Source organism: Kiloniella laminariae, from assembly GCF_027214005.1.
Taxonomy (GTDB): domain Bacteria; phylum Pseudomonadota; class Alphaproteobacteria; order Kiloniellales; family Kiloniellaceae; genus Kiloniella; species Kiloniella laminariae_A.
On record NZ_JAPWGY010000004.1, the window covers coordinates 287955 to 309604 of the forward strand.

Annotated in this window: 22 protein-coding genes; 9 read left to right on the top strand and 13 right to left on the bottom strand. The window is 50.6% G+C overall.

Translation table 11 applies throughout. From position 1 onward, the window contains the following. Positions 1-214: 214 nt before the first annotated feature. The 5 genes from O4H49_RS13805 (at position 215) to O4H49_RS13825 (ending at position 3310) form a co-directional block, all read left to right on the top strand. Positions 215-547: an accessory factor UbiK family protein gene (locus O4H49_RS13805; protein WP_269424018.1), complete on the top strand. Its 333-nt coding sequence runs from the start codon at positions 215-217 to the stop codon at positions 545-547. A 271-nt stretch (positions 548-818) separates the two neighbouring features. Then, a complete protein-coding gene (locus tag O4H49_RS13810) occupies positions 819-1319 on the top strand; it encodes a YbjN domain-containing protein (RefSeq protein ID WP_269424019.1) in 501 nt (166 codons plus the stop codon). Positions 1320-1355: 36 nt separating this feature from the next. Then, a complete protein-coding gene (proC, locus tag O4H49_RS13815) occupies positions 1356-2177 on the top strand; it encodes a pyrroline-5-carboxylate reductase (protein ID WP_269424020.1) in 822 nt (273 codons plus the stop codon). Positions 2178-2295: 118 nt separating this feature from the next. Next, positions 2296-2898: a TetR family transcriptional regulator gene (locus O4H49_RS13820; RefSeq protein ID WP_269424021.1), complete on the top strand. Its 603-nt coding sequence runs from the start codon at positions 2296-2298 to the stop codon at positions 2896-2898. 61 nt (positions 2899-2959) lie between these two features. Next, the gene (locus O4H49_RS13825) at positions 2960-3310 is read left to right on the top strand and encodes a tRNA-binding protein (RefSeq protein WP_269424022.1); all 351 of its coding nucleotides are present in this window, start codon (positions 2960-2962) and stop codon (positions 3308-3310) included. A gap of 29 nt (positions 3311-3339) precedes the next feature. Here O4H49_RS13825 and O4H49_RS13830 read toward each other — a convergent pair whose 3' ends face one another. From O4H49_RS13830 to O4H49_RS13840, 3 genes are all read right to left on the bottom strand, one after another. Beyond that, positions 3340-4752, bottom strand: coding sequence for an ATP-binding protein (locus O4H49_RS13830; protein ID WP_269424023.1), 1413 nt, complete (start codon positions 4750-4752; stop codon positions 3340-3342). 18 nt (positions 4753-4770) lie between these two features. Next, the gene (locus tag O4H49_RS13835; RefSeq protein WP_269424058.1) at positions 4771-5457 is read right to left on the bottom strand and encodes a response regulator; all 687 of its coding nucleotides are present in this window, start codon (positions 5455-5457) and stop codon (positions 4771-4773) included. Between the two features lie 138 nt (positions 5458-5595). Beyond that, entirely contained in the window at positions 5596-6075 is a 480-nt protein-coding gene (locus tag O4H49_RS13840) for a MarR family winged helix-turn-helix transcriptional regulator (protein ID WP_269424024.1), read from the bottom strand. 178 nt (positions 6076-6253) lie between these two features. Between O4H49_RS13840 and O4H49_RS13845 the strand changes: the two genes are divergently transcribed. Together O4H49_RS13845 and O4H49_RS13850 are read left to right on the top strand one after the other, a co-directional pair. Continuing rightward, positions 6254-7132, top strand: coding sequence for a branched-chain amino acid aminotransferase (locus O4H49_RS13845; RefSeq protein ID WP_269424025.1), 879 nt, complete (start codon positions 6254-6256; stop codon positions 7130-7132). 76 nt (positions 7133-7208) lie between these two features. Beyond that, positions 7209-7739: a GreA/GreB family elongation factor gene (locus O4H49_RS13850; protein ID WP_269424026.1), complete on the top strand. Its 531-nt coding sequence runs from the start codon at positions 7209-7211 to the stop codon at positions 7737-7739. Here the strand turns inward: O4H49_RS13850 and O4H49_RS13855 are convergent, their stop codons facing one another. The 10 genes from O4H49_RS13855 to O4H49_RS13900 form a co-directional block, all read right to left on the bottom strand. Continuing rightward, complete coding sequence (locus O4H49_RS13855; protein ID WP_269424027.1) at positions 7740-8192, bottom strand: molybdenum cofactor biosynthesis protein MoaE; 453 nt, start codon at positions 8190-8192, stop codon at positions 7740-7742. It abuts the gene before it with no gap. Position 8193: 1 nt separating this feature from the next. Beyond that, positions 8194-8445, bottom strand: a complete 252-nt coding sequence (gene moaD, locus O4H49_RS13860; RefSeq protein ID WP_269424028.1) for a molybdopterin converting factor subunit 1 — start codon at positions 8443-8445, stop codon at positions 8194-8196. After that, positions 8442-9701 carry a gephyrin-like molybdotransferase Glp gene (gene glp, locus O4H49_RS13865; RefSeq protein WP_269424029.1) on the bottom strand — a complete coding sequence of 420 codons (1260 nt, stop codon included), beginning with the start codon at positions 9699-9701 and terminating at the stop codon, positions 8442-8444. Before glp ends, moaD begins: the two co-directional genes overlap by 4 nt. Next, the gene (gene mobB, locus O4H49_RS13870; RefSeq protein WP_269424059.1) at positions 9701-10222 is read right to left on the bottom strand and encodes a molybdopterin-guanine dinucleotide biosynthesis protein B; all 522 of its coding nucleotides are present in this window, start codon (positions 10220-10222) and stop codon (positions 9701-9703) included. The genes glp and mobB overlap by 1 nt, the downstream gene beginning before the upstream one ends. Before the next feature lie 158 nt (positions 10223-10380). After that, positions 10381-12417 (bottom strand): excinuclease ABC subunit UvrC, encoded by a 2037-nt coding sequence (gene uvrC / locus O4H49_RS13875; protein WP_269424030.1) that lies wholly within the window; start codon positions 12415-12417, stop codon positions 10381-10383. Between the two features lie 703 nt (positions 12418-13120). Next, positions 13121-13516 carry a dihydroneopterin aldolase gene (gene folB / locus O4H49_RS13880; protein ID WP_269424031.1) on the bottom strand — a complete coding sequence of 132 codons (396 nt, stop codon included), beginning with the start codon at positions 13514-13516 and terminating at the stop codon, positions 13121-13123. A 160-nt stretch (positions 13517-13676) separates the two neighbouring features. Beyond that, positions 13677-14648: a calcium/sodium antiporter gene (locus O4H49_RS13885; RefSeq protein WP_269424032.1), complete on the bottom strand. Its 972-nt coding sequence runs from the start codon at positions 14646-14648 to the stop codon at positions 13677-13679. Between the two features lie 337 nt (positions 14649-14985). Next, on the bottom strand, positions 14986-16518 hold the full coding sequence (locus O4H49_RS13890) for a PAS domain-containing sensor histidine kinase (RefSeq protein WP_269424033.1): 1533 nt from the start codon (positions 16516-16518) through the stop codon (positions 14986-14988). 107 nt (positions 16519-16625) lie between these two features. Beyond that, positions 16626-18758: an excinuclease ABC subunit UvrB gene (gene uvrB / locus O4H49_RS13895; protein ID WP_269424034.1), complete on the bottom strand. Its 2133-nt coding sequence runs from the start codon at positions 18756-18758 to the stop codon at positions 16626-16628. Between the two features lie 58 nt (positions 18759-18816). Beyond that, positions 18817-20088 (bottom strand): diaminopropionate ammonia-lyase, encoded by a 1272-nt coding sequence (locus O4H49_RS13900; RefSeq protein WP_269424035.1) that lies wholly within the window; start codon positions 20086-20088, stop codon positions 18817-18819. A 286-nt stretch (positions 20089-20374) separates the two neighbouring features. On the opposite strand from O4H49_RS13900, the gene O4H49_RS13905 reads away from it, so the two are divergent. Both O4H49_RS13905 and O4H49_RS13910 read left to right on the top strand, forming a co-directional pair. Then, positions 20375-20914, top strand: a complete 540-nt coding sequence (locus O4H49_RS13905; RefSeq protein WP_269424036.1) for a peroxiredoxin — start codon at positions 20375-20377, stop codon at positions 20912-20914. A 177-nt stretch (positions 20915-21091) separates the two neighbouring features. Then, on the top strand, positions 21092-21625 hold the full coding sequence (locus O4H49_RS13910) for a carboxymuconolactone decarboxylase family protein (protein WP_269424037.1): 534 nt from the start codon (positions 21092-21094) through the stop codon (positions 21623-21625). Positions 21626-21650: the final 25 nt, after the last annotated feature.

Below are 21650 nucleotides of genomic sequence, written 5' to 3' on the forward strand. Positions count from 1 at the left end.
ACCTTCCTCAGTATTGCGTGATCCCCCCTATATATGCTTTCTGCCACCCAGAGAGAAGCGCCGGGGAGGATATTTTTGCGTATTCTTTCTGTTTCTGGTCGAGGCTGTGCGAACTCCGGTTGATGAAGCGGCCAGTAGAGGCCATATTAGAGGCAGTTCAGCGCTGATTCAAATCAGCCGTCATGATGACAAGCACTGTGAAAGGCAAAGAGTGATGCAGACCCAAAATCGGATTCTTGATGATATGGCAAAGGTCGCCAGCAGTGCCATGGGAGCTGCGGCAGGAATGCGTGGCGAGATCGAAGCAAGAGTACGCGAGCAATTTGAGCGGATCCTGTCCCAGATGGATGTGGTGCCACGCGAAGAGTTTGAAGCGATGAAAGCTGTTGCCGTCAAGGCTCGTGAGGTCGGCGAAGATCTGGCTGATAAAGTTACGGCGCTTGAAGCCCGTTTGTCGGCTCTTGAGGCATCGACCTCGTCGACAACTGCAACGGCTAAAAAAACATCCACCAAAACGACGGTGAAAAACGACAAAGCAGAAGGCTAAAGCTGCTCTCGATCAACTCGGTCATCTCTGTCAGGAACTGTCTTTTTGATCGCAGATATGAGGGATGGTACGAGGACACTGAGCAGAGTGGCTGTTATCAATCAAACCCCGGAAAGTTTTCCGGGGTTTTGTTTTTGATCTTTTCACTTGTATCGCGGAATCATTTTATGGCAGTCTATATTTGGTAGTGCGTTGTCGGAGATGACCCATATCTTGGGTGCTTCAACGCCTATTTGATCTTGCCCGGCTATTCCAGTGAGGAGTCAGTGCAATGAACTCAGACGCTACAAGTGAGCTGCTACCATTTAATCCCATTGATGTGATCGAAGAATGGGTCCTGGACTGTAACTGGGACTTTGAACGTGAGAGCGATTTCGAACTCATGGTGGTTATCGACGGGATCTGGTGTCCGCTTCATCTTCATTTCCAGTGGCAAAGTGAACTGGAAGCCATGTTCTTCGCCTGCCACGGCGAAGTCGAGATCCCCCAGGAGGTATATAGCCGAATTTGTGAGTTGCTGATGAGTGTCAACAACCAGTTATGGTTGGGGCATTTTGATTTGATCCCGGAGACGGGAAGCCCCGCGTTCCGGCATACTGTTCCTCTGCGGGGGCAGCAGGCCTTTAACGGGGATTTGACAGAAGATCTGGTTGCAACGGCTCTGGCAGAATGGGATCGCCTGGTCCCTGCCATTCACCTTGTCTGTGCAGGAGATCCTGTTGAAAGCACAGCAGTGGATCTGGCCTTGATGGATGTAGCCGGAGAAGCGTAAAGTTCCTGTCTTGATAATCTAGACAGGATGCGAGCGATGTTGATTGATGGACCTTTGCTGCTTATTGGTTGTGGCAAAATGGGGGGCGCGTTGCTTCAAGGGTGGCTGGATCGAGGCCTGCCGGGCAGCTCTGTGACTGTTGTCGACCCCAGTGCCCGGGCAAGTTACATGGGGGTCTATCGTGACCAGGGAGTTATTACCCTGGAAACACTGGATGAAGTTGATGAGGGTTTCAGCCCTGCTTTGGTCATGTTTGCAGTTAAGCCCCAGATGATTGATTCAGCAATTGGCGATTATCGCCGCTTTGTACGCCCTGAGACGGTTTTTCTTTCCGTTGTGGCCGGTAAGAAAATCAGTTTCTTTGAAGAAAAGCTGGGCAAGGACGCAGCGGTGATCAGAACCATGCCGAATACTCCGGCAGCGGTTTCCCGGGGCATGACCGTTCTCTATGGAAATCCGAATACAGACAAAAATCAGCAGGCTGCCTGTGGGGAGTTGATGGCGGCTGTTGGTGAAATAGCTTGGCTTGATCAGGAAGACCATATTGATGCGGTTACTGGTGTTTCCGGGAGTGGACCAGCCTATATCTTTTTTATGGCAGAATGTCTGGCACAGGCCGGGATAGATGCAGGATTGCCAGAGGAGTTGGCAAGAAAACTGGCAGATACAACTGTTTCTGGGGCTGGTGAATTAATGCGTCAGTCAAAAGAAAGTCCTTCACAACTGCGTATCAATGTCACCAGTCCCAACGGAACGACCCAGGCGGCGCTTGAGGTGCTGATGGCAGAAGACGGGTTACAGCCCCTGCTCAGCAAGGCTGTTGCGGCTGCAACCAAAAGAAGCCGGGAACTCTCCTGAATAGTCTGCAGTTGAAGTCAATTGGCGAAGGCAACGGTATGGTGATGTAAAAGAGGCTTGGAGAAGGTTTTTTTGCTATTATATGTACCCTATGGATCTTTCATTAGGGAGACTGACCATGAAAAAAACAGATATCCCCAATCATGTTCTGCAAACGGCGATGCGACTTTCGATTGAGCAGGGCTGGCAAAACCTGTCCCTTGCCGAAATTGCCGTTGCAGCGAAGCTGCCGTTGTCTGAGCTATACGCAATCTTCCCCTCCAAGGCTGCTATTTTGCAGCATCTGGCGGTTCAAGCAGATCTTCAGCTTATGGATGGTGAGGAAAAAGATCGTCTGGAACAGCCTGTCAAAGATCGCTTGTTTGATCTGATGATGAACCGTTTCGAGGCTCTAAGTCCTTATAAACAAGGGCTAAAGTCTGTGGTCAAGGCTGGGAGCAGTGATCCTTTTTCTGCCGTTTCCCAGTTGTGTCACCTGCGTCATTCGATGGCGTTGGTACTGGAAGCTGCAGGAATCTCGACCAGCGGGTTACGTGGTTTCCTGAGAACCAAGGCTTTGAGTGCTGTTTATCTCGGGGCATTTCGAGTCTGGTTGAAAGATGAGAGCGAAGATATGGTCAAGACAATGGCCTCTCTCGACAAAGGGTTGGGCAAACTTGACAGCTGGGCGCGTAGATGTTCGGAAACATTCTGCAGCAAGAGAAGTAAAAAAGCGGCATAGGATCTTGTCATTGTAAAAACGCCTCTTCACTATGCGTCAGACGAAGAAGGAGTTTTAGATAATGGCAGAAGCGACGGACCAGATCGGCTTTGATGATTTTTTGAAGGTGGATATCAGGGCAGGGACCGTGATTGACGCCCAGCCTTATCCCGAAGCACGAAAACCCGCCATCAAGCTGTGGGTCGATTTTGGCGAGGAAATAGGTGTTCGCAAGTCCTCAGCTCAAATCACGGTGCACTACCAACCCGAAGATCTGGTCGGGCGCCAGGTTTTGGCTGTTGTGAACTTTCCTCCGCGTCAGATCGGCAGTTTCATGTCCGAAATTCTGGTGTTGGGAGCTTCTGATTCTAAAGGGGCTATTATCCTTCTGGCCCCGGATAAAAAAGTTCCAAACGGAAGCCGTATGCATTAGGCCAACTGGATAATGGTTTCTGTCGTTTTTTAAAACGGTAGAATGATCCTGGCTCGCAACCCTCCTCCCGGGGCGTCTTCCAAAGACAAATCGCCCCCGTGGTTGCTGATGACGTCATTGGCGATGGAAAGCCCCAGACCGACCCCTCCAGTCGCTTGATTTCGGGATTGTTCAAGCCTGAAAAAAGGCTTTAAGACATCCAGACGACTTTCTGGAGGAATGCCCGGGCCATCATCGTCAACGGTAATCTCAAGCAAATAGCCAGAAGCGGACTTTCGTTTTCTGGCACAGACCATAACGTGTTGGGCATAACGCTGGGCATTGGTTACAAGGTTGCTAACTGCGCGCTTAAAGCTTTCCTTGCGTAACTGGATAACAATGTCTTCTTCGATGTGAAGGTCGATCGGGTTGTTGTTCTGTCCAAGCTGATCCACCAGATCCCGGAGTAACCCTGTTATTTCACAGCTGACAGTTTCCTCGCGACCCTCGCCGCGGGCAAAAGCCAGATAACCGTTGATCATCTGCTCCATTTCGATCACATCAGTTTGCAGGTTTTTTATATCCTCATCCTGTCCTGCCATGGCAAGTTGAAGCTTCATCCGTGTAAGCGGGGTTCGCAGATCGTGGCTTACCCCGGCCAACATAGCCGTGCGTTGCTCGACCTGTCTTTTTATCCTTGATCTCATGCGTATGAAGGCTCCGGAAGCCTGCCTGACTTCAGTGGCTCCCTCTGGTTTGAACCCCTTTACATCCCGGCCTTTACCGAAACTTTCCGCCGCACGGGCAAGGCGTTGAATGGGGCGAACCTGATTGCGCATAAAAATAACCGCGACCCCGAAGGTGATGACCGAAGATCCAACCATCCAGAGAATTACCAGATAGGTTGTTGAGGTAAAAAGACGTTTGCTTGGTACAAGGATCAACAGAACGCCACTGTCGAGCTGAATCTGTATTTTGACCTGATCCGCGAGACTGACGGTATCGATTTCATACTGATGAATGAAATCAAAGTTTTTCATCATTTGTTCGCTGATCGCCTGATCAAGCCGTCGCTCCAGGACTGACCAATCAGGAGTCCATGCCGTGGGTGGCAGGGTTATGTCATGGTGCAGGGTCAGGGAGAGATCTGTGGTTTTTTGCATCAGTCGGAATATATGGGCCTGCTCATAGGGCGTTTCTGTTTTTTCAAGTAACAGGATAGCCATAGAGATATCACCGGCAAGGCCCTGGGCCAGGCGTTTGGTTACTGTCTCGTAATGTCGATCATAAAAGACCCATACTGAGATGGCCTGAACCAACAGCAGAGGTGTGATGATAATCAGCAGGGATCGCCCTAAAAGGGAACGCGGCAGAAAGCGCTTTAAAAATGAGGGGGATTTTGTCGTCAGATCATTATTGACGTTCTGATCCGGACTGTCTTGCGTTGTGGTATCCGTTGCCATCGATCGGTTTACCCCGACTCAGTCTGTTTGCAGGACATAACCGATGCCCCTGACTGTCTGGAGGTAACGGGGGTAACGAGGATCCTGTTCAATTTTCCGCCGCAGGCGTGTCACCTGAACATCGACAGTACGCGCACTTGAGAGTTCTGCGCCCTCTTTGATAAGGTCATCACGACTGACAGGAGTCCCTGCCTTGCCAGCCAATACCTTTAGCAACATGGCTTCGACATCGGTCAAGTGGATGAAATCATCTTTTAGCCAAAGCTGTGACTTGCGCATATCAAATCGAAAAGAACCAAACACTATGTTATCTGTGGTTGCTTGTGTTTCCTGTGCCATGGGTTGAACCCGTTTGAGGATTGCATTGATTCGCAAAACCAGTTCCCGGGGTTCGAAGGGCTTGCAGAGGTAATCATCAGCGCCGGTTTCAAGGCCGCTGATCCGGTTTTCGGTCTCTGCCATGGCCGTCAGTAGCAGTATAGGGACCTGGTTGTTCTCGCGGAGAGAGAGAGTCAGATCCAGCCCACTTTCACCCGGCATCATGATGTCGAGAACCAGCAGGTCAAAAGAAAGAGATGCCAGATGTGCCCGCGCTTCGGCTGCACTGCTGGCTGTCGTGACAATAAACCCCTGGTCACTGAGGAATTTTTGCAAAAGATTCCGAAGGCGGGTGTCGTCATCAACAACCAGCAGGTGAGGAGGCATTTCCTGTATATTTCCCGGTATCATCTTGTCCAGTATAGCGTCAGGCAATTGCTTGCCCAGAGGGAATCTACGCCGGGTCGTTCAGCAGCGAAGGTGTGGCTTGCTGAAATTGAGTTAACGGCACTTCTGGTTTCCTGCCTAGCGGCTAAAGCGTTTGCGATCATTTTCTTCCATCATGTTCAGCAATACCGAACGAAAGCCTGCGACGGCTTCGGCGCCTGATTCTTTGTAGGCCCGGACAATGCGTTGACGTTGAACATCGAATAACTTGTCATCAAGCTCTTGTCCTTTGGTAGTCAGTTTAAGCAGCCGTTGGCGTCGGTCAACCGGACCGGGGGTCTGGCGGATGAAACCTTCGCGAATCAGCTGCCCCAGAACGCGAGACAGGCTTTGTTTGGTGATGCGGAGAATAAGAAGCAGCTCGCTTACCGTGATGCCGGGATGACGGCCGACAAAGTGGATGACACGATGATGGGCTCTGCCAAAACTGTATTCAGCCAGGAGTTCGTCGGGTTCCCCTGTGAAATCACGATAGGCAAAAAATAGCAGTTCGATAGCCTGCATTATTTCGTCTGTACGAAGAAAAAGGGGATTGGTTCCGGATTTTATGTCAGTCATGTTGACTTATCTATCAGTGTAATGTTACGTATTGAAAATCAATTTTGATATAAATAACCAAAATTATCGACAATTCAGGAATTATTTTGCCTTTTGCTGTTGTTCAAATCCGGCTGGATGATCCGGATGAGGGAATTCGGTTAAGGGTGAAGACTATACCACCTTGGACGGGAAAGCTATGACTATGCTGCCATTTGATGATCGCGACGGGTTTATCTGGTACAACGGCGAAATAATTCCCTGGCGGGACGCCAGAATTCATGTTCTCAGCCACGGCCTGCATTACGCCAGCAGTGTTTTTGAGGGGGAAAGAGCCTATGGTGGCAAGATCTTTAAAATGAAAGAACACCACGAAAGGCTGTTGCGTTCCGGCGCGTTGCTTGGTTTCCAGATTCCCTATTCTGTGGCTGAGATCGATCTGGCCTGCGAGGAAGTCCTGAAGGTGAATAATATCGTCGATGGCTACCTGCGGCCTGTGGCCTGGCGGGGCAGTGAAATGATGGCGGTTTCTGCCCAGAAATCAAAGATCCATCTTGCGATTGCTGCCTGGGAGTGGCCAGCCTATTTCTCGGCTGATGCCCGGCTGGAAGGGATCAGGCTGGATTTTGCAGAGTGGCGACGCCCGGACCCGGCTACGGCCCCTGTGGCTTCAAAAGCAGCTGGGCTTTACATGATTGCAACACTCTCCAAACATGCAGCAGAAGCGAAGGGGTACAATGATGCCCTGATGTTGGATTACCGGGGGCAAATTGCCGAAGCGACCGGGGCCAATGTTTTCCTGGTTCAGGATGGAAAAATTCATACACCGATACCGGATTGTTTTCTGGATGGTATAACCCGTCAGACTGTTATCGCACTGGCTCGCTCAAAGGGGTATGAGGTGATTGAACGGGCGATCATGCCGGAAGAATTGGCCAATACACAGGAAGTTTTTCTGACGGGAACAGCGGTTGAAGTGACACCAGTACGCGAAATCGCCCACTACAGCTTTACTCCTGGAGCGATTACCCGGGATCTGTTGCTCGGATACGATGAAATGGTTCGCAAACCAGGCTGACAGTTTCCGAGAAGCGCTTGTATGATAGGGGCAGCTTCATCTGGAGCTGCCCTTCTTTTGTTCGCAGGTGGTGAGAATGAGCAGAGCTTTTGTCAAGGAACCGGACGGGGATCAGGTTCCGGATGATCAACCTGAATTGCCGATTTCTTTACATCCAAATTTTGTAACTGTTGAGGGATTGGCTCAGTTGCGTGAGCAGCTTGAAGAGGCACGGCGAAATCTTTCCCACCTGCGCACAGCTGAAACGCAGGACATGAAAAACAAAATGCAGCAGGGCAAGCTTGGCCGGGACATAAGGTATCTGGAACAGCGTTTGTCCAGTGCAATTCTCGTTGACGCTGCGAAACAGCCTGAAAAGCAAGTGGCATTCGGGGCATGGATATTGCTGGAGGATACTGAGGGAAAAGAGTATCGCTACCGGATCGTAGGAGAGGATGAGGCTTCCCCGGCAGAAAACAAGATCAGCTGGGTGTCCCCGCTGGCGAAAGCAGCTCTGGATGCAGAGGTAGGTGAGCTGATCGTCTGGCAGAGACCCGTTGGCAATCTTGAATTGGAACTGCTTGCTTTGTCCTATACCGGACCTTGCCGGGATGTTTTGCCTGGTTAATCAGCTCTTAAGCCAGCGTTCTGTGGCCTTTGTGTCGCCATCGCGCGCATCGACCCACTTTCCGCCTTCGGGTGTTTCTTCCAGCTTCCAGAAGGGTGCTTTGGTCTTGAGAAAATCCATCAGGAACTCACAGCTCTCAAAGGCAGCTTTTCTGTGCTTGCTGCAGGTGACAACCAGAACAATCTGATCGCCGGGTGCCAGCTGCCCATAGCGATGAATAATCAGGCTGGCATCAAGATTCCAGCGCTGGTGTGCTTCAGTTTCAATTTCCCGCAGCATCTTTTCTGTCATGCCGGGGTAGTGCTCAAGCGTCATGGAAGAGATCTCTGTACCTCCGGCAATGTCCCGCACCAGCCCGATAAAGGCGGTGACGGCACCTATGGCAGGATTTTCTTCTGTCAGCTTGCGGACTTCCAATGAGAGATCAAAGTCTTCGGACTGTACGCGTATCATATCAGCCCCCGGTTACCGGTGGAAAAATTGCGACTTCATCACTGTCGTGGATTTTCTGGTCAAGATCGGCGTAATCCTGATTGATGGCAATGCGAAGCAAGTCACGTTTCTGCAGTGCCTGTGCATAATTGTTCCCCCGTTCAGGCAGCCAGTTCAACAGATCATTCACGGTTTGGATACCTGCCGGGAGAGAGATGTCTTCCGAAGATTTGCCGATTTCGGTTCGCAACCAGGCAAAATAGAGAATTTTCATAGGCCAACCTCGTTAAAGGGCAGGTAGGTGATGATTTGTCCGGGTTCAACAGAAAGAAGGTCTTCCGGAAGTTCCGCGAAGCCATCAGAAGCACAAACCGATGAGAGGACACCGGCTCCTTCTTTGGGAAACTTGTGCGCTTCGAGGAGGCCTTCGCTGTTTTTGCGTAAATGTACCCTGATCCACTCTCGTCGCGCAGCTTTTTTCCGATGTGTGAAGGCTGCTGTTATGGGGAAACAGCGGGGTGGTTGGATGTTGTTTCCGGAAAGCAGTGCAATGAGCGGTCTCACGAAGTTGGCAAAAGTGACAACGACGGCCACAGGATTGCCCGGGAGGCCGACAAAAGCGGTTGAGCCTATCTGACCCAAGGCGATAGGGCGTCCCGGTTTGATGGCGAGGCGCCAGGCGTGCAGGCTGCCTTGGCATTCAACGGCCTGTTTGACATGATCTTCTTCGCCGACAGAAACGCCCCCAGAGGTCAGAATCAAGTCAAACTGTCCTGCAGCTTCTCCCAGGGCGTGTCTGATGACCTCAAAGTCGTCGCTTAGAATCCCCAGATCCGTTACAGCGCAGCCCAGATTTTGCAGAAGCCCGGTAATGGTAAAGCGGTTTGAATCATATACCTGACCGCTTTTTAACATTGTTCCGGGGTTTTGCAGTTCATCACCGGTTGAGAAAAGGGCAACCTGCAAGGGACGTCTGACCGGGATTTCTGTAATGCCGACCGCAGATATCAGGCCAAGATCCTGGGGTTTGAGCCGATGGCCAGCCTGAAAAATGACGGTTCCGGCAGTAACGTCTTCTCCGGCCTTGCGGGAATTCGCCCCACGTTTGATCCCGCTGGGAATACTGACGTTCCCATTCTGATCCAGAACGCAGTCTTCCTGCATCAGAACAGTATCAGTCCCCTGTGGCATAACGGCTCCGGTGAAAATCCGGACGGCTGTATGTATTTTTATCTTGTCTGGTAAAGGGGTGCCAGCAGCCATACGCTCGCTGATGGGCAAGACCGTTGTTTCGCCCGGAACCAGATCATCAAAAGCAACGGCATAGCCATCAACCGCCGAGTTGTCATGTGGAGGGACATTCACAGACGAAAGCAGGTCAGAAGCAAGAATCCGCCCCAGGCATTGATGAACCGTTTTTGTCTCGATGGCTGTAATACACCGCACTTTCTCGGCAAGAAGCGCCAGGGCTTCTGCTGTTGTCATCAGTTTGCCGCCGTGGGCAAAGCAATCATCTGATAACTGAGCCATCAGCCTGCTGCCTTCCTGCTTTTCTCGCCCAGATCACAAGTCATACAGATAAAGTCCGCAATGGCCTCTACATCATTGAGATCAAGCACAGGCAGGTGTGTATCGGTAAAGGGTTCGTCTGTGGCAATGGCTATAATCTGCGGGTCGTCAAGATGCAGCATACGTTTGCCGACCGAGGGGCGGTAGATTTCAATCTTCTGGTGGCTTTCTCTTTTAAACCCCTCGACCAGGAGAAGGTCTACAGGCGTCATATGAGGGATCAACTCTTCCAGGGTTGGCTCTTTCTCATCCCGAAGTTCGTGCATCAAGGCCCAGCGGTTTCCGGAAGAAATCATCACTTCAGATGCTCCGGCTTCCCGATGCTCGTAAGAATCCTTGCCGGGTTTATCGACATCGAATCTGTGATGCGCATGCTTGAGTGTTGATACCTTGAGACCTCTGTTAACCAGTGCCGGTATCAACTGTTTAAGCAGGGTGGTTTTGCCGCTACCGCTCCAACCAGCAAAGCCGAAAATTTTCATGCCGTTTCCTCTGGCTTGATCATTGAATTTGTTGAGTGCGATATAACCCGCCATCGATCAAGTTTCTATGTTATAGATCAAATCACACAATGGCGATTGCAGATCTTGGTACCGGGGTCTTGATGCCAGGATCCAGAGCGGGATGAACTTTCGGGAAGTTACTCGGCATTGAAGTAGTCGTAAATAGACTGCGCCACGACCCGACTGACCCCTTCAACCGCGGCAAGATCCTCAATACCTGCCCGGGCTACGGCATCAGCTGACCCAAAGCGGAACAAGAGTGCCTTTTTCCTTTTGCTGCCGATACCTGGAACATCGTCAAGGCTTGATTTCAGGCGGGCCTTGCTTCGCCCTTTACGGTGCGTTTCGATGGCATAGCGATGGGCCTCATCCCGCAGTCGCTGAATGAAGTAAAGAACTGGATCTTTGGGATCGACCAAGAAAGACGGACGGTTGGGGAGAAAGATCCGCTCACGCCCTGCATTTCGATCCTGCCCTTTTGCAATGGCAACGATGGGAATGTCTGAGAGGCCCAGCTCTTCAAGAACTTCGATGCCAACCGTTAGCTGTCCCTGTCCACCATCCAGCACCAGAAGGTCAGGCCATTGGTCGCCCTGCCTGTCGGGATCTTCCTTCAGGCTGCGGGATAACCGACGGGTCAGGACCTCGCGCATCATGGCGTAGTCATCTCCACCTGTATAGTTTTCCTGTGCTGGAGCACTTTCGGAAACAACGGATGGTTTATCTCCTCGTATCTTGAATTTGCGATAGGCTTTTTTAAGAAAACCCTCGAGTCCTGCCACGATCATTCCACCGTAAGCCTCACTGCCCTGGGTGTGGCTGTTATCATAGACTTCCACTCGTTCCGGTGTGCTGTCGAGGGATAACATTTCTGCCAGACCTTCGAGCAGGCGACGCTGGCTGGCGCTTTCAGCCATGCGCCTTGCAAGAGCTTCGCGGGCATTGTTTGTAGCATTGTCCAGAAGTTTGCGTTTGGCTCCCCGCTGGGGATGATTGACCTCGACCCTTGAGCCTGCCTTGCTGCTGAGAGCTTCTGCCAATACAGTTTCTTCTGGTAGCTCATGGCTGGTGAGTACCAGCTTCGGAACCGGCTTGTTGGCGTAAAACTGTGCGATAAAAGAGGTCAGTACCGTTTCTGAATCAATTGTTCTGTCATGACTGGGAAAGTAGGAACGGTTACCGTAGTTACGTCCCGCCCGGAAAAAGAAGACCTGTATGCAGGATTGTCCGGATTTTTCAAAGAGAGCAAAGACATCGGCATCCCCAAGATCGGGAATGTTGATTTCCTGTTTCGACTGAATGTTGGTTAGAGCCCGGATACGATCGCGATAAACTGCAGCCTGTTCGTAGTCCTGATTTTCAGCAGCCTGTTGCATTTGTTCAGCCATCCGTTGCTGAAAGGCTGTCGAAGAACCCGATAGAAATTCTTCAGCTTCTTTGACATGCGTTGCATAGCTCTGCAGGGAGACCCGCCCGACACAGGGGGCAGAGCAGCGCTTTATCTGATACATGAGACAGGGGCGGGTGCGCAGGGAATAGACATTGTCACTGCAGGAGCGAAGGAGAAAAGCTTTCTCAAGGGCTGTAATTGTTTGGTTCACTGATTTTGCATCAGCAAAGGGACCAAAATAGCGCCCGTCCCGTTTTTGTGCTCCACGATGTTTTGTGACCTGCGGGGCTTCGTGATCCCCTGTGATGAGGATATAGGGAAAAGATTTGTCATCTCTCAGCAGGACATTGTAACGCGGTTTCAGCCGCTTGATCAGATTGCTTTCCAATAACAATGCTTCAGCTTCAGTATTGGTGCGAACGATTTCCATCATCCGGGTTTCTGACACCATACGTTTGAGGCGATAAGGAAGCTGGTCGGTCCGGGTGTAGGAGACCACACGCTTTTTCAGGCTTTTTGCCTTGCCGACATAGAGCGCATTACCTTTGCTATCGAGCATACGATAGACACCGGGTGAATTTGGAAGTGTTTTTACGACTTGCTGGATGACGAGAGTGCCTCGGGCAATATTACCCGATGGCTGGAGGGATGTACCCTCGCTATCGTCTTTCGTACTCTCGGGGTGTTCCCAGGTGATGGCTGCATCGGACAAACCTGAGAGGCGGGCGGATGCCTCTGCGGTAGGAGCGGTTATCGAATCAATCTCGGTTTCCTGTTTGGCCATCGCCGATCGCTTCCCTCCTTGCGAAGGGTCTTTCTTGTTCGGTTTGGATGATGGCGTTTTAGACATGGCTTTAATAGTTGAACCTGAACGAGGGGCTATTGTTTAACTGTCGGCAATCATAGCGCTGTCAGAATGTTTTCCGAAAGAAAAGCTGTTCTCCTGTTCTAAATGGCGATTTCCTGTGAACAGGTCAAGAACACTTTGTTAACAGAGAAAGGGGACTCTAGAGCTCTGCAAGGATTCGTGGAGCTCTGAGAAAAAGGGGCATTTTTTGTGAAAAAACATATCCACGATTCCTGTGGATAACTATGTGGCTATCTTGTGAGCCTGTCTCTATGGCCCTTGAAAACCTTGGGGTTCACACGGGCTGCTTAAAAAATAGGCAAAATACGTAAGATATTGATATTGTTGGTGATAATTAAAGTCAACGGCTCTCGAGATAAAAAAAGTAGTTTTTTTTGACTTGACGATGACAGAAGTGTTTCTCCTGTGCACAAGTGAAATTAAATTACAGTGAAAGCAGTTGTTTTCTATGGATTCACGCCAGGAGCTTTCAGGGAATCCGGGATAAGCCATTGAGCAAATCAGGAATAAACAGTTTAGCTTGCCTGTTAATTTTCGTGATCAGATCGACAAGTTTCAGAAACAGAAAAGGCCGAGGAGAGAACCTCGACCTTTTCTGCAACGAATACCTCTGGGGTATTCAGGAACGTGTTCGCGTGATTTCGATACCAACGCCAGCAACATCAGGATACCGATCAAGCTTTTCTATTCGCATGGCGACCGTTTTGATCCGCTCATCAAAGAAACAGGCCTCGGAAATCTGGGTGGCAAGCGTTTCAAGCAAACGGACATTGTTTTTCAGGCAAACATCCCGAACTTTTTTGACAAGTGTGCCATAATTAACGGTTTCATCAATCTGGTCATCGTTTACCGCTACGGGGTTAAGGGTCAGCTCCAGGCTCACGCGCAGTCTCTGGGGGCGCAGGCGCTCCTCGTCGGTCAGGCCAATATGACAACTGAGGGTTAAGTCCCGAACGACAAGCCTCTGTTCAGTCAGGTTGCTTTTTATCGCAGGTAATTTTTTTTCGGGAGCCATAAGTGACAATCCTTCCGTTTCTTTGAGCCATGCCTGTGGTGGTTTTATTCTTCAGGCTTTTTTCTGACGCCAATCTATGGACTCAGCTGCTGAAGGTCAAAACCCATTTCCGGGACAGAGTGCTCCCGGAAAGGAATGGGTTTACTTGAAAAGAATATTCTTAACTCAGGAAGAGCTTGTCTCTGAACTGGTACAGGATATAGGCCGCGTAGAGGGCCAGGAAAAAGACGCCCTTGGAGCGGCAAATTTTCCCGCCCATGGACATGACGGGAATAATCAGGAGGCTGACACCAGCCATTACCCAGATATCAAATTGCAAGATGGAAGGGGAAACAGTGAAAGGAGTCACAACGGCCAGAATGCCGATGATCAGCAAGAGATTGAATATATTTGAACCAAGAGCATTTCCGAGGGCAACTTCAGTGTGTTTACGTAAGCCGGCGACGATTCCTGTCGCCAGTTCTGGTAGAGAGGTTCCCAGGGCAACAAGAGTAACACCGATAACCGTTTCGGAAATTCCGGCTGCACGGGCAATGCTTTCTGCGCCATCAATCAATAGTTCTGATCCAAAAATCAGGAAGAGAACCCCAATGACAAGCAGAAAGGCAGCAAGGGGAATGGAACCAGGAGCTGCTGCGAGTTCTTCTGCAAGCTCAGGGTCAGCCTCTTCTTTCGGATTACACTTCTTTTCTCGGTAATAGCTTCTGCCGATGTAAAGGGCCAGGAGAGCAAGCATAAACAAACCATGCCAGAGAGTGAATTCCCCCAGGAATGCAAAGATCATGAAAACGGCAGTTGCCAGAATCATGGCAATAGTATCGCGCATTACATCACAAGGTTTGGTCTCAAGGGGGTAAATCAGGGCGCCAACTCCAAGTATCAGAAGAATATTGGCGATATTCGATCCGACAATGTTGCCGATACCGATGTCTGTAGATCCCTCTAGTCCGGCGGTTACAGTCACCATCAGTTCCGGCATGGACGTTGCGCAGGCGACAATGGTCAGTCCGATCAACATAGGCGACAACCCGAGGTGTCGGGCAATGCTGATGGCCCCTCGCAGCAGAATCTCTCCGCCGACTGCCAAGAGAACCAGGCCGCCGCCTACCATCAGAAATGCCATTGCCGTCATGAAATAAATGCCTTCGGTTAATCCATAGCTTATGTGCCGCGCAAAAGACCTGCGCAGCACATATCAGGCTTTTAAATGCCTCTGCGATGCTGGTTTTTCAATAGCTGATCACGATTATTGCCTGTTTCTTGTGATATTCATCATGTCAGGCCGATCTTTGCTGCTGTTGGCTAAGGGATAGCTTGACCCCAAATTCGTTTGTTCTGATTGCAATCCAGGTGTTCCATTTATCTAGGCTAGATGGTCGTGTTTTCAATGGAGACCCTGGAATCACATTGTTGTTATGACCGGATTGTTATGACGAGGTTGTTATGCCTGGAGATTCAGGGGCAGGAATTTAGTCGAGAATTTTTTCTCGTGGCACAATCACGGATACTTTTGTGCCTTTTCCTTCTTTGCTGGAAATTTTAAGCTCGCCGCCATGTGCCGCAACCAGCTGTGAAGTGATATAAAGCCCCAGTCCAACACCTTTGCCAGCTGCCCAGGATGAACTGGCGGCCTGGGTAAAGGCTTTGCAGACATCGTGAAGACGGTTTTCTGGAATGCCGATCCCGTTATCACTCACCGTGAAGACCAGCTTCAGGTGCTTGTCACGTGCAATAACAAGAGAAATGTCGCCACCTTCCGGGGTGTATTTAACGGCATTGGCCAGCAGGTTTGTAAGTATCTGTCTGAAACGACGGGCATCCCCAAGCATCGAGAGGCCGGAGACAGCATTGTTGAGCTTAAAGGTCTGGTCTTTTTTTATGGTCTCGATTTCAAAGGTGGCCCGGCAATAGTTAACCAGTTGATCAAGATCAAACTGTTCTTCGTAGAGTTTAAGCTCTCCCTGCTCAATTGTTGAGGCATCCAGAAGCTCGTTTATCAATTCGAGAAGGTGGCGGGCACTTTGGTCTATATCTTTGAGTGCATTGACTTGCCGATCATTGACCGGGCCATAAATCTGATGGCGGAGCATTTCGGTGAAGCCAATTATCGCATTGAGGGGAGTCCTGAGCTCGTGGCTCATGGTGGCCAGGAAATTTCCCTTGGATTCATTTGCTGTCTCTGCTTCCTGTTGGGCCAGGGAGAGTTTACGTGTTCGCTCCGTTACCCTTTTTTCCAGGTCAAGGTTGAGCCGGTGAAGGTCCTCCTCAGCCTGAACACGTTGTGTGATATCCTCTTCGGTGATCACCACGACTTTCCCGCCTGATACAGGGTCAAGCCCGATTTCTGCGGTAAGGGTGTGCCACCTTTCGCCAAGAGACGTCTGGACCATGAGATCTGTGCGAAAGCGTTTCCTGTTTTTATAACGTCCTAGAATTCGTTTGAGAATTTCCGGGTCGTTATAGCGCGTTTCCAGGGTTATCTGTGTGTTGTTACCTTGGTCGTGAACGTTGGCAGCAGCGGGATTTTGCGCCAGAAGCCGACCATCCATGGCAAATGTACTGATCATCAGGGGGGTGTATCTGACAGCTTCGAGAATCCGCTGTGCTCTGTGATCAAGAACGTCCGGGCTTTGAAGGGTTGCCTCAATAAGGACAGCTTTTTTATCGTCTTCTACCATAACCGGGGTGAAGGTCATGACAACCATTTTAGGGCTGCCATTGGGATAGAGTGTCCAGTGCTCTTCTACTCTTTCTCCCTGAGAGGTATGGGAGAAAATTTCCTGAAGGCGAGTCCGTACGATTATGGAGTCTGTAGAAAAATCGCGGGCAACAAGATCAGCTAAAGTTTCAGCTTCCCAGAAATGCAAGGCTGCTTCATTCCCCCACCAGATATTATGATCTGTCATGTTGAATACCCAGATTGGGGTGCTCAAACGATTAAAGGCAGAGAGATCCTGCCAGTTCTGAAAATGGGGTAGTAGTTCCTTAATCGTGGGTTGCATGCATAAATTCCCAAAGGAGACGAGAAGACTATCATCGCGTCGCAGGGGGGTCCAGTTTAAGAGGGCGACCAGTCGTTGTTACAAAAAAAAGTGAGTATGTTTTGTGGCTATCGCCGTTTTTTCCCTCGGGCGTATTTCCTGCTTTTGGACTGTGCATCAGCTTGGGCAATTCGGTCTGTCAAAGAACCAGTTGCCCCGCTGGAGAGTCCCAGTTCACTATCCTGAAGCTGCTTGATTTCGTCGCGGATCCGGGCGGCTTCCTCAAACTCGAGATCTGCGGCGGCTTCATGCATTCGTTTGGTCAGGTCTTCTATATAGCTCTTGAGGTTGTGGCCAACGCGGTGTGGTGAAGCTGTATCGTCAAGTGGTACTGTTACGTGGTCACTCTCATAGACTGACCCGAGAATGTCTCCGATCTGCTTGCGGATTGTCTCCGGCGTGATGCCGTGCTTTTCGTTATAGGCCTGTTGTTTTTCCCGGCGTCGGTTGGTTTCTTCCAGTGCACCAGTGAGAGAACGGGTCATCTTGTCTGCATAGAGAATTACACGGCCATCCACATTACGTGCTGCGCGACCAATGGTCTGGACCAGGGATGTTTTTGAACGAAGAAAACCTTCTTTATCAGCATCCAGGATACAAACAAGGCCGCATTCAGGGATGTCGAGACCTTCACGGAGAAGGTTGATACCTACAAGAACATCGAAGATACCTTTGCGAAGATCCCGGATGATTTCCATTCGTTCTATGGTGTCGATATCGGAATGGATATAGCGGACCTTGAGGTTGGCTTCGTGCAGATACTCAGTCAGGTCTTCAGCCATGCGTTTGGTCAGGGTTGTAACCAGAACCCGCATGTTTTTGGCAACGGTTTCCTTACATTCCTTGATCAGATCATCGACCTGGCTCTCTGTTGGCCGAATGACGCAGGGGGGATCAAGCAAACCGGTCGGGCGGATGACCTGTTCGGCAAAGACACCACCTGTCTCATTTAGTTCCCAGGGGCCAGGAGTCGCTGAAACGAACACAGTCTGGGGGCGCATTGCTTCCCATTCAATGAACTTCAGCGGACGGTTATCAATACAGGAAGGCAGCCGAAAACCATATTCTGACAAGGTGGATTTTCTGGCAAAGTCACCGTTGTACATGCCATTGAGCTGACCGATGGTGACGTGGCTTTCGTCGACAAACAGCAGGGCGTTATCCGGCAGGTATTCAAACAGGGTTGGCGGTGGTTCCCCCGGTGCGCGGCCAGTAAGGTAACGGGAATAGTTTTCGATCCCGGCACAGGCGCCTGTGGCATCAATCATTTCCAGATCGAACATGGTGCGTTGTTCCAGGCGCTGGGCTTCCAGCAGTTTGTTTTCCTGGTTGAAACGCTCGAGCTGAACCTTGAGATCTGCGCGGATACCTTTTGCCGCCTGTAACAGAGTAGGGCGCGGGGTAACATAGTGACTGTTGGCATAGATACGGATACCGTCAAGATCGGCTGTTTTCTCACCCGTTAGCGGGTCAAATTCCTGAATCGCCTCAATCTCGTCCCCAAACATGGAAACCCGCCAGGCCCGGTCCTCATAGTGGGCGGGGAAAACTTCGAGGGTATCTCCACGCACCCTGAAAGTACCGCGTCCAAAGGCGATGTCGTTGCGGGTGTATTGCAATTCAACAAGGGATTTGAGGATGTCGCGCATGTCGACTTCCTGTTCGACCTTGAGGCCCAGGGTCATCTGGGCATAGGTCTCTGGCGAACCAATGCCATAGATACAGGAAACTGATGCGACGATGATAACGTCTTCGCGTTCGAACAGGGCGCGGGTAGCCGAGTGGCGCATCCGGTCAATCTGTTCGTTGATCGAGCTGTCCTTCTCGATATAGGTATCTGTACGGGCGACGTAGGCTTCCGGCTGATAATAGTCGTAATAAGAGACAAAATACTCGACCGCATTATCGGGGAAGAATGCTTTCATTTCTGCATAAAGCTGAGCCGCGAGGGTTTTGTTGTGGGCCAAAATTAGAGCGGGGCGTTGCAAGGTCTGGATGGTCTGGGCCATGGTGAAGGTCTTGCCTGAACCTGTAACGCCAAGCAGGACCTGACTGCGTTCATTGTTTTTCAACCCTGCGCAGAGTTCGGCAATCGCCTGAGGCTGGTCGCCAGAAGGGGCAAATTCTGATTCAAGCCGGAAAGGGCGGGAATCATCCCTGGAAAAACTGTCCGTAATCCGTTCGATGAGTGAAGAAGTCATATGCAGTCCCGGTCTGATGAGCAGTTGCCTCTTTTATTTGGCAAGCTTCTGCAAGGTTTCAGATTATATCTTCATTGTTGCGTTGTTGTTCAAGCAATGTCTTGTACAGTTCTTGATCCATAGCCCCCTCACTGTTGATCAAAAGAACACGTGAATCTGCTGTCAGGTGGAGAATATCCCTGCAATCTTCGTGAGATGCGACCATCATCAGGGCAGCCAGACCGGCAATACTTGATTCGCCAGCCACCAGTGGCGGGTCTGTAAACGGCGGGTTGGCCAGTAACTTCATGGTCGGGCCAGTAACACTGTCCGGAATAGTCATGAAGGCATCGGCACCCCGAACGAGAATTTCCCAGGCGAGGGGAGAGACCTCGCCACAATCCAGCCCGGCCATAATGGTATGAACTTCGCCAGTTTCCTTGTCACCGCTTGCCCGGGTAGGGCCCCCGGCCGCGGCCGATGCATAAAGGCAGGCGGCATTTTCCGGTTCAACAATAATGATTCGAGGTCGCCGTGCGCCCAGAAGCTGCCAGAGATATCCCGTGATCGCCGCGGCCATTCCGCCAACCCCGGCCTGGATAAATATATGGCTCGGGGGAACGGCTTCACGAAAGGGACGTTTAAAATACTGGATGAATATTTCACGGGCGATAACGCTGTAGCCATGCATCACCTGGCCGGGAACCAATCGGTAGCCTTCCCAGGAAGTGTCAGAAATTACATGATAGTTCCTGGTTTTGGCGATATCAGCACAATAGCGAACTGTGTCGTCATAGTTCAATTTTGTCTGGATGGCGTCGGCACCGAGTTCGGAAATAGCAGCAATGCGTGCCTTGCTGCAGCTTCGGGGAACAAAGATGACCGCTTTGCAGCCGAAAAGCTGTGCGCCCCAGGCAACAGATCTGCCGTGGTTCCCATCTGTTGCGGTTGTGACCGTAATGTTTCTGATCAGTTCCTTGTGTTGCCCCCGGCGTAAGTCTTCCGAGCTGCTTTCGAAACCAAAGTTTTCATGAAGCAATCTCTGTAACAATTTCAGGACAGCATAGGCTCCTCCCAGGGCTTTGAAACTCCCCAGAGAGAATCTTTCACTTTCATCCTTGAAACTGATGTCGGCCAGATTAAGTGTTCTGGCGAGGCCAGGGAGCTTGACCAGATTGCTGGTCCGGTATTCTGGCCAGCCTTGAATTTCCGTCTGGGCTGCTTCGCAGTCTGCCTGTGAAAATATATCCTGTAGCTCTGCCGGGTAGGTGGCATCGTGTTCTGCATCCGGATTAGGCAGAAGGTTAAAAGGGGATTTTCTCCAAAGGGATAGAGCAGGGTCTAAGGACATGTCTGTTTGTATCTGACGAGTGGGTTGATCGGGCTTGTTTCGGATCTGTTCCTGTATTGATACCCTTTTTTACAGGGGGACGAAAAGCCCTCAGAAGCGAAGTTAGTTGTAAATTAGAATTAATCTAAAAAATAATTGACTTTGTTCAAGCCGGACGATTAAGTAGGCCCGTCGCGCAAGAGCCCTTGCGCGGAATTCATAACATCATCGCGCATTTCGACGGCGCGATCTGACTGACGACTTGCCCCCGACTATCGTGGGCTTAACGAGAAGGACTTGCGCAGCAATGCTGACTATTGGTGATAAGTTTCCAGAGTTCGCTCTGACAGGTGTTGTATCCAACAGCCCATCTGATGCTTTTATCGAAATCACAGACAAAAGCTATGAAGGCAAATGGAAAGTCGTTTTCTTCTGGCCAAAAGATTTCACTTTTGTCTGCCCAACTGAAATTGCTGCTTTTGGTGCGCTGAACGAAGAGTTTGCTGATCGTGATACCCAGATTCTTGGTGTTTCCACAGACAGTGACTTTGTTCACATGGCCTGGCGCAAGGACCACGCAGATCTGAATGACCTGCCATTCCCGATGGTTTCCGATATCAAGCGTGAGCTTAGCGAAGCTCTTGGTGTTCTCGATCGCGATGCAGGTGTTGCCTTGCGCGCGACTTTCGTTGTTGATCCTGACGGGATCATCCAGCACGTAGCGGTTAACGGTCTGAACGTTGGTCGTAACCCACAGGAAACCCTGCGTATTCTTGATGCGTTGCAGACGGATGAACTCTGCCCTTGTAACTGGAACAAGGGTGACGAGGTTCTCCGCGTCGCCTAACGGGTCAAGCTGACCAGTTTGGAAAAGGCGGACGCGGGCAACCGGGGCCGCCTTTTCTTTTGTCCATTTTCACTCCAGATTTTCTGCCAAATTCTCGGCCAAATTCTCTGGTTGTGAGAAAACCCTCGCTCTCGGAAGCATCAAGCTTCTGCCTGAAATAATGAAAAAGGGATAGTCATGTCTGTAAGTGACCTGAAGGCGATGTTGCCGGAATATGCCAAGGATCTGAAGTTGAACATCACCAATGTTCTGACTTCGACAGTTTTGAATGAGCAACAGATCTGGGGCGCGGCTCTGGCTTCTGCACTGGCCAGCCGTAATGCTGTTGTGATCCGGGCGATTGATGCCGAAGCCAAACAGAAACTTTCTCCTGATGCCTACACCGCAGCCAAGGCAGCCTCGGCGATTATGGGGATGAACAATATCTATTATCGTTTTGCCCATCTCAGTGGTAATGAAGACTATCTGAAACTGCCTGCACGCTTGCGAATGAACATCATTGGCCGCCCGGGAGTCGACAAGCTTGACTTTGAACTCTGGTCACTTGCTGTTTCTGCCATCAATGGCTGTGGCATGTGCATTGAATCTCATGAAAAACAGGTGGCTGCAGGGGGAATCAGCAAGGAAGGCATTCAGGATGCTGTGCGTATCGCCGCTGTGATGCACGGCGTTGCCGCCACCCTTGACGGCGAAGCTGCACTGACGGAGTAAGCCTTCGCCAGATATCAGGGAAACT

Bases quoted from the DNA above. Each gene is read 5' to 3' on its own strand.
- O4H49_RS13805 (WP_269424018.1), top strand. From the start codon at position 215: ATGCAGACCCAAAATCGGATTCTTGATGATATGGCAAAGGTCGCCAGC.
- O4H49_RS13810 (WP_269424019.1), top strand. From the start codon at position 819: ATGAACTCAGACGCTACAAGTGAGCTGCTACCATTTAATCCCATTGAT.
- proC (WP_269424020.1), top strand. From the start codon at position 1,356: ATGTTGATTGATGGACCTTTGCTGCTTATTGGTTGTGGCAAAATGGGG.
- O4H49_RS13820 (WP_269424021.1), top strand. From the start codon at position 2,296: ATGAAAAAAACAGATATCCCCAATCATGTTCTGCAAACGGCGATGCGA.
- O4H49_RS13825 (WP_269424022.1), top strand. From the start codon at position 2,960: ATGGCAGAAGCGACGGACCAGATCGGCTTTGATGATTTTTTGAAGGTG.
- O4H49_RS13830 (WP_269424023.1), bottom strand. From the start codon at position 4,752: ATGGCAACGGATACCACAACGCAAGACAGTCCGGATCAGAACGTCAAT.
- O4H49_RS13835 (WP_269424058.1), bottom strand. From the start codon at position 5,457: ATGCCTCCTCACCTGCTGGTTGTTGATGACGACACCCGCCTTCGGAAT.
- O4H49_RS13840 (WP_269424024.1), bottom strand. From the start codon at position 6,075: ATGACTGACATAAAATCCGGAACCAATCCCCTTTTTCTTCGTACAGAC.
- O4H49_RS13845 (WP_269424025.1), top strand. From the start codon at position 6,254: ATGACTATGCTGCCATTTGATGATCGCGACGGGTTTATCTGGTACAAC.
- O4H49_RS13850 (WP_269424026.1), top strand. From the start codon at position 7,209: ATGAGCAGAGCTTTTGTCAAGGAACCGGACGGGGATCAGGTTCCGGAT.
- O4H49_RS13855 (WP_269424027.1), bottom strand. From the start codon at position 8,192: ATGATACGCGTACAGTCCGAAGACTTTGATCTCTCATTGGAAGTCCGC.
- moaD (WP_269424028.1), bottom strand. From the start codon at position 8,445: ATGAAAATTCTCTATTTTGCCTGGTTGCGAACCGAAATCGGCAAATCT.
- glp (WP_269424029.1), bottom strand. From the start codon at position 9,701: ATGGCTCAGTTATCAGATGATTGCTTTGCCCACGGCGGCAAACTGATG.
- mobB (WP_269424059.1), bottom strand. From the start codon at position 10,222: ATGAAAATTTTCGGCTTTGCTGGTTGGAGCGGTAGCGGCAAAACCACC.
- uvrC (WP_269424030.1), bottom strand. From the start codon at position 12,417: ATGGCCAAACAGGAAACCGAGATTGATTCGATAACCGCTCCTACCGCA.
- folB (WP_269424031.1), bottom strand. From the start codon at position 13,516: ATGGCTCCCGAAAAAAAATTACCTGCGATAAAAAGCAACCTGACTGAA.
- O4H49_RS13885 (WP_269424032.1), bottom strand. From the start codon at position 14,648: ATGACGGCAATGGCATTTCTGATGGTAGGCGGCGGCCTGGTTCTCTTG.
- O4H49_RS13890 (WP_269424033.1), bottom strand. From the start codon at position 16,518: ATGCAACCCACGATTAAGGAACTACTACCCCATTTTCAGAACTGGCAG.
- uvrB (WP_269424034.1), bottom strand. From the start codon at position 18,758: ATGACTTCTTCACTCATCGAACGGATTACGGACAGTTTTTCCAGGGAT.
- O4H49_RS13900 (WP_269424035.1), bottom strand. From the start codon at position 20,088: ATGTCCTTAGACCCTGCTCTATCCCTTTGGAGAAAATCCCCTTTTAAC.
- O4H49_RS13905 (WP_269424036.1), top strand. From the start codon at position 20,375: ATGCTGACTATTGGTGATAAGTTTCCAGAGTTCGCTCTGACAGGTGTT.
- O4H49_RS13910 (WP_269424037.1), top strand. From the start codon at position 21,092: ATGTCTGTAAGTGACCTGAAGGCGATGTTGCCGGAATATGCCAAGGAT.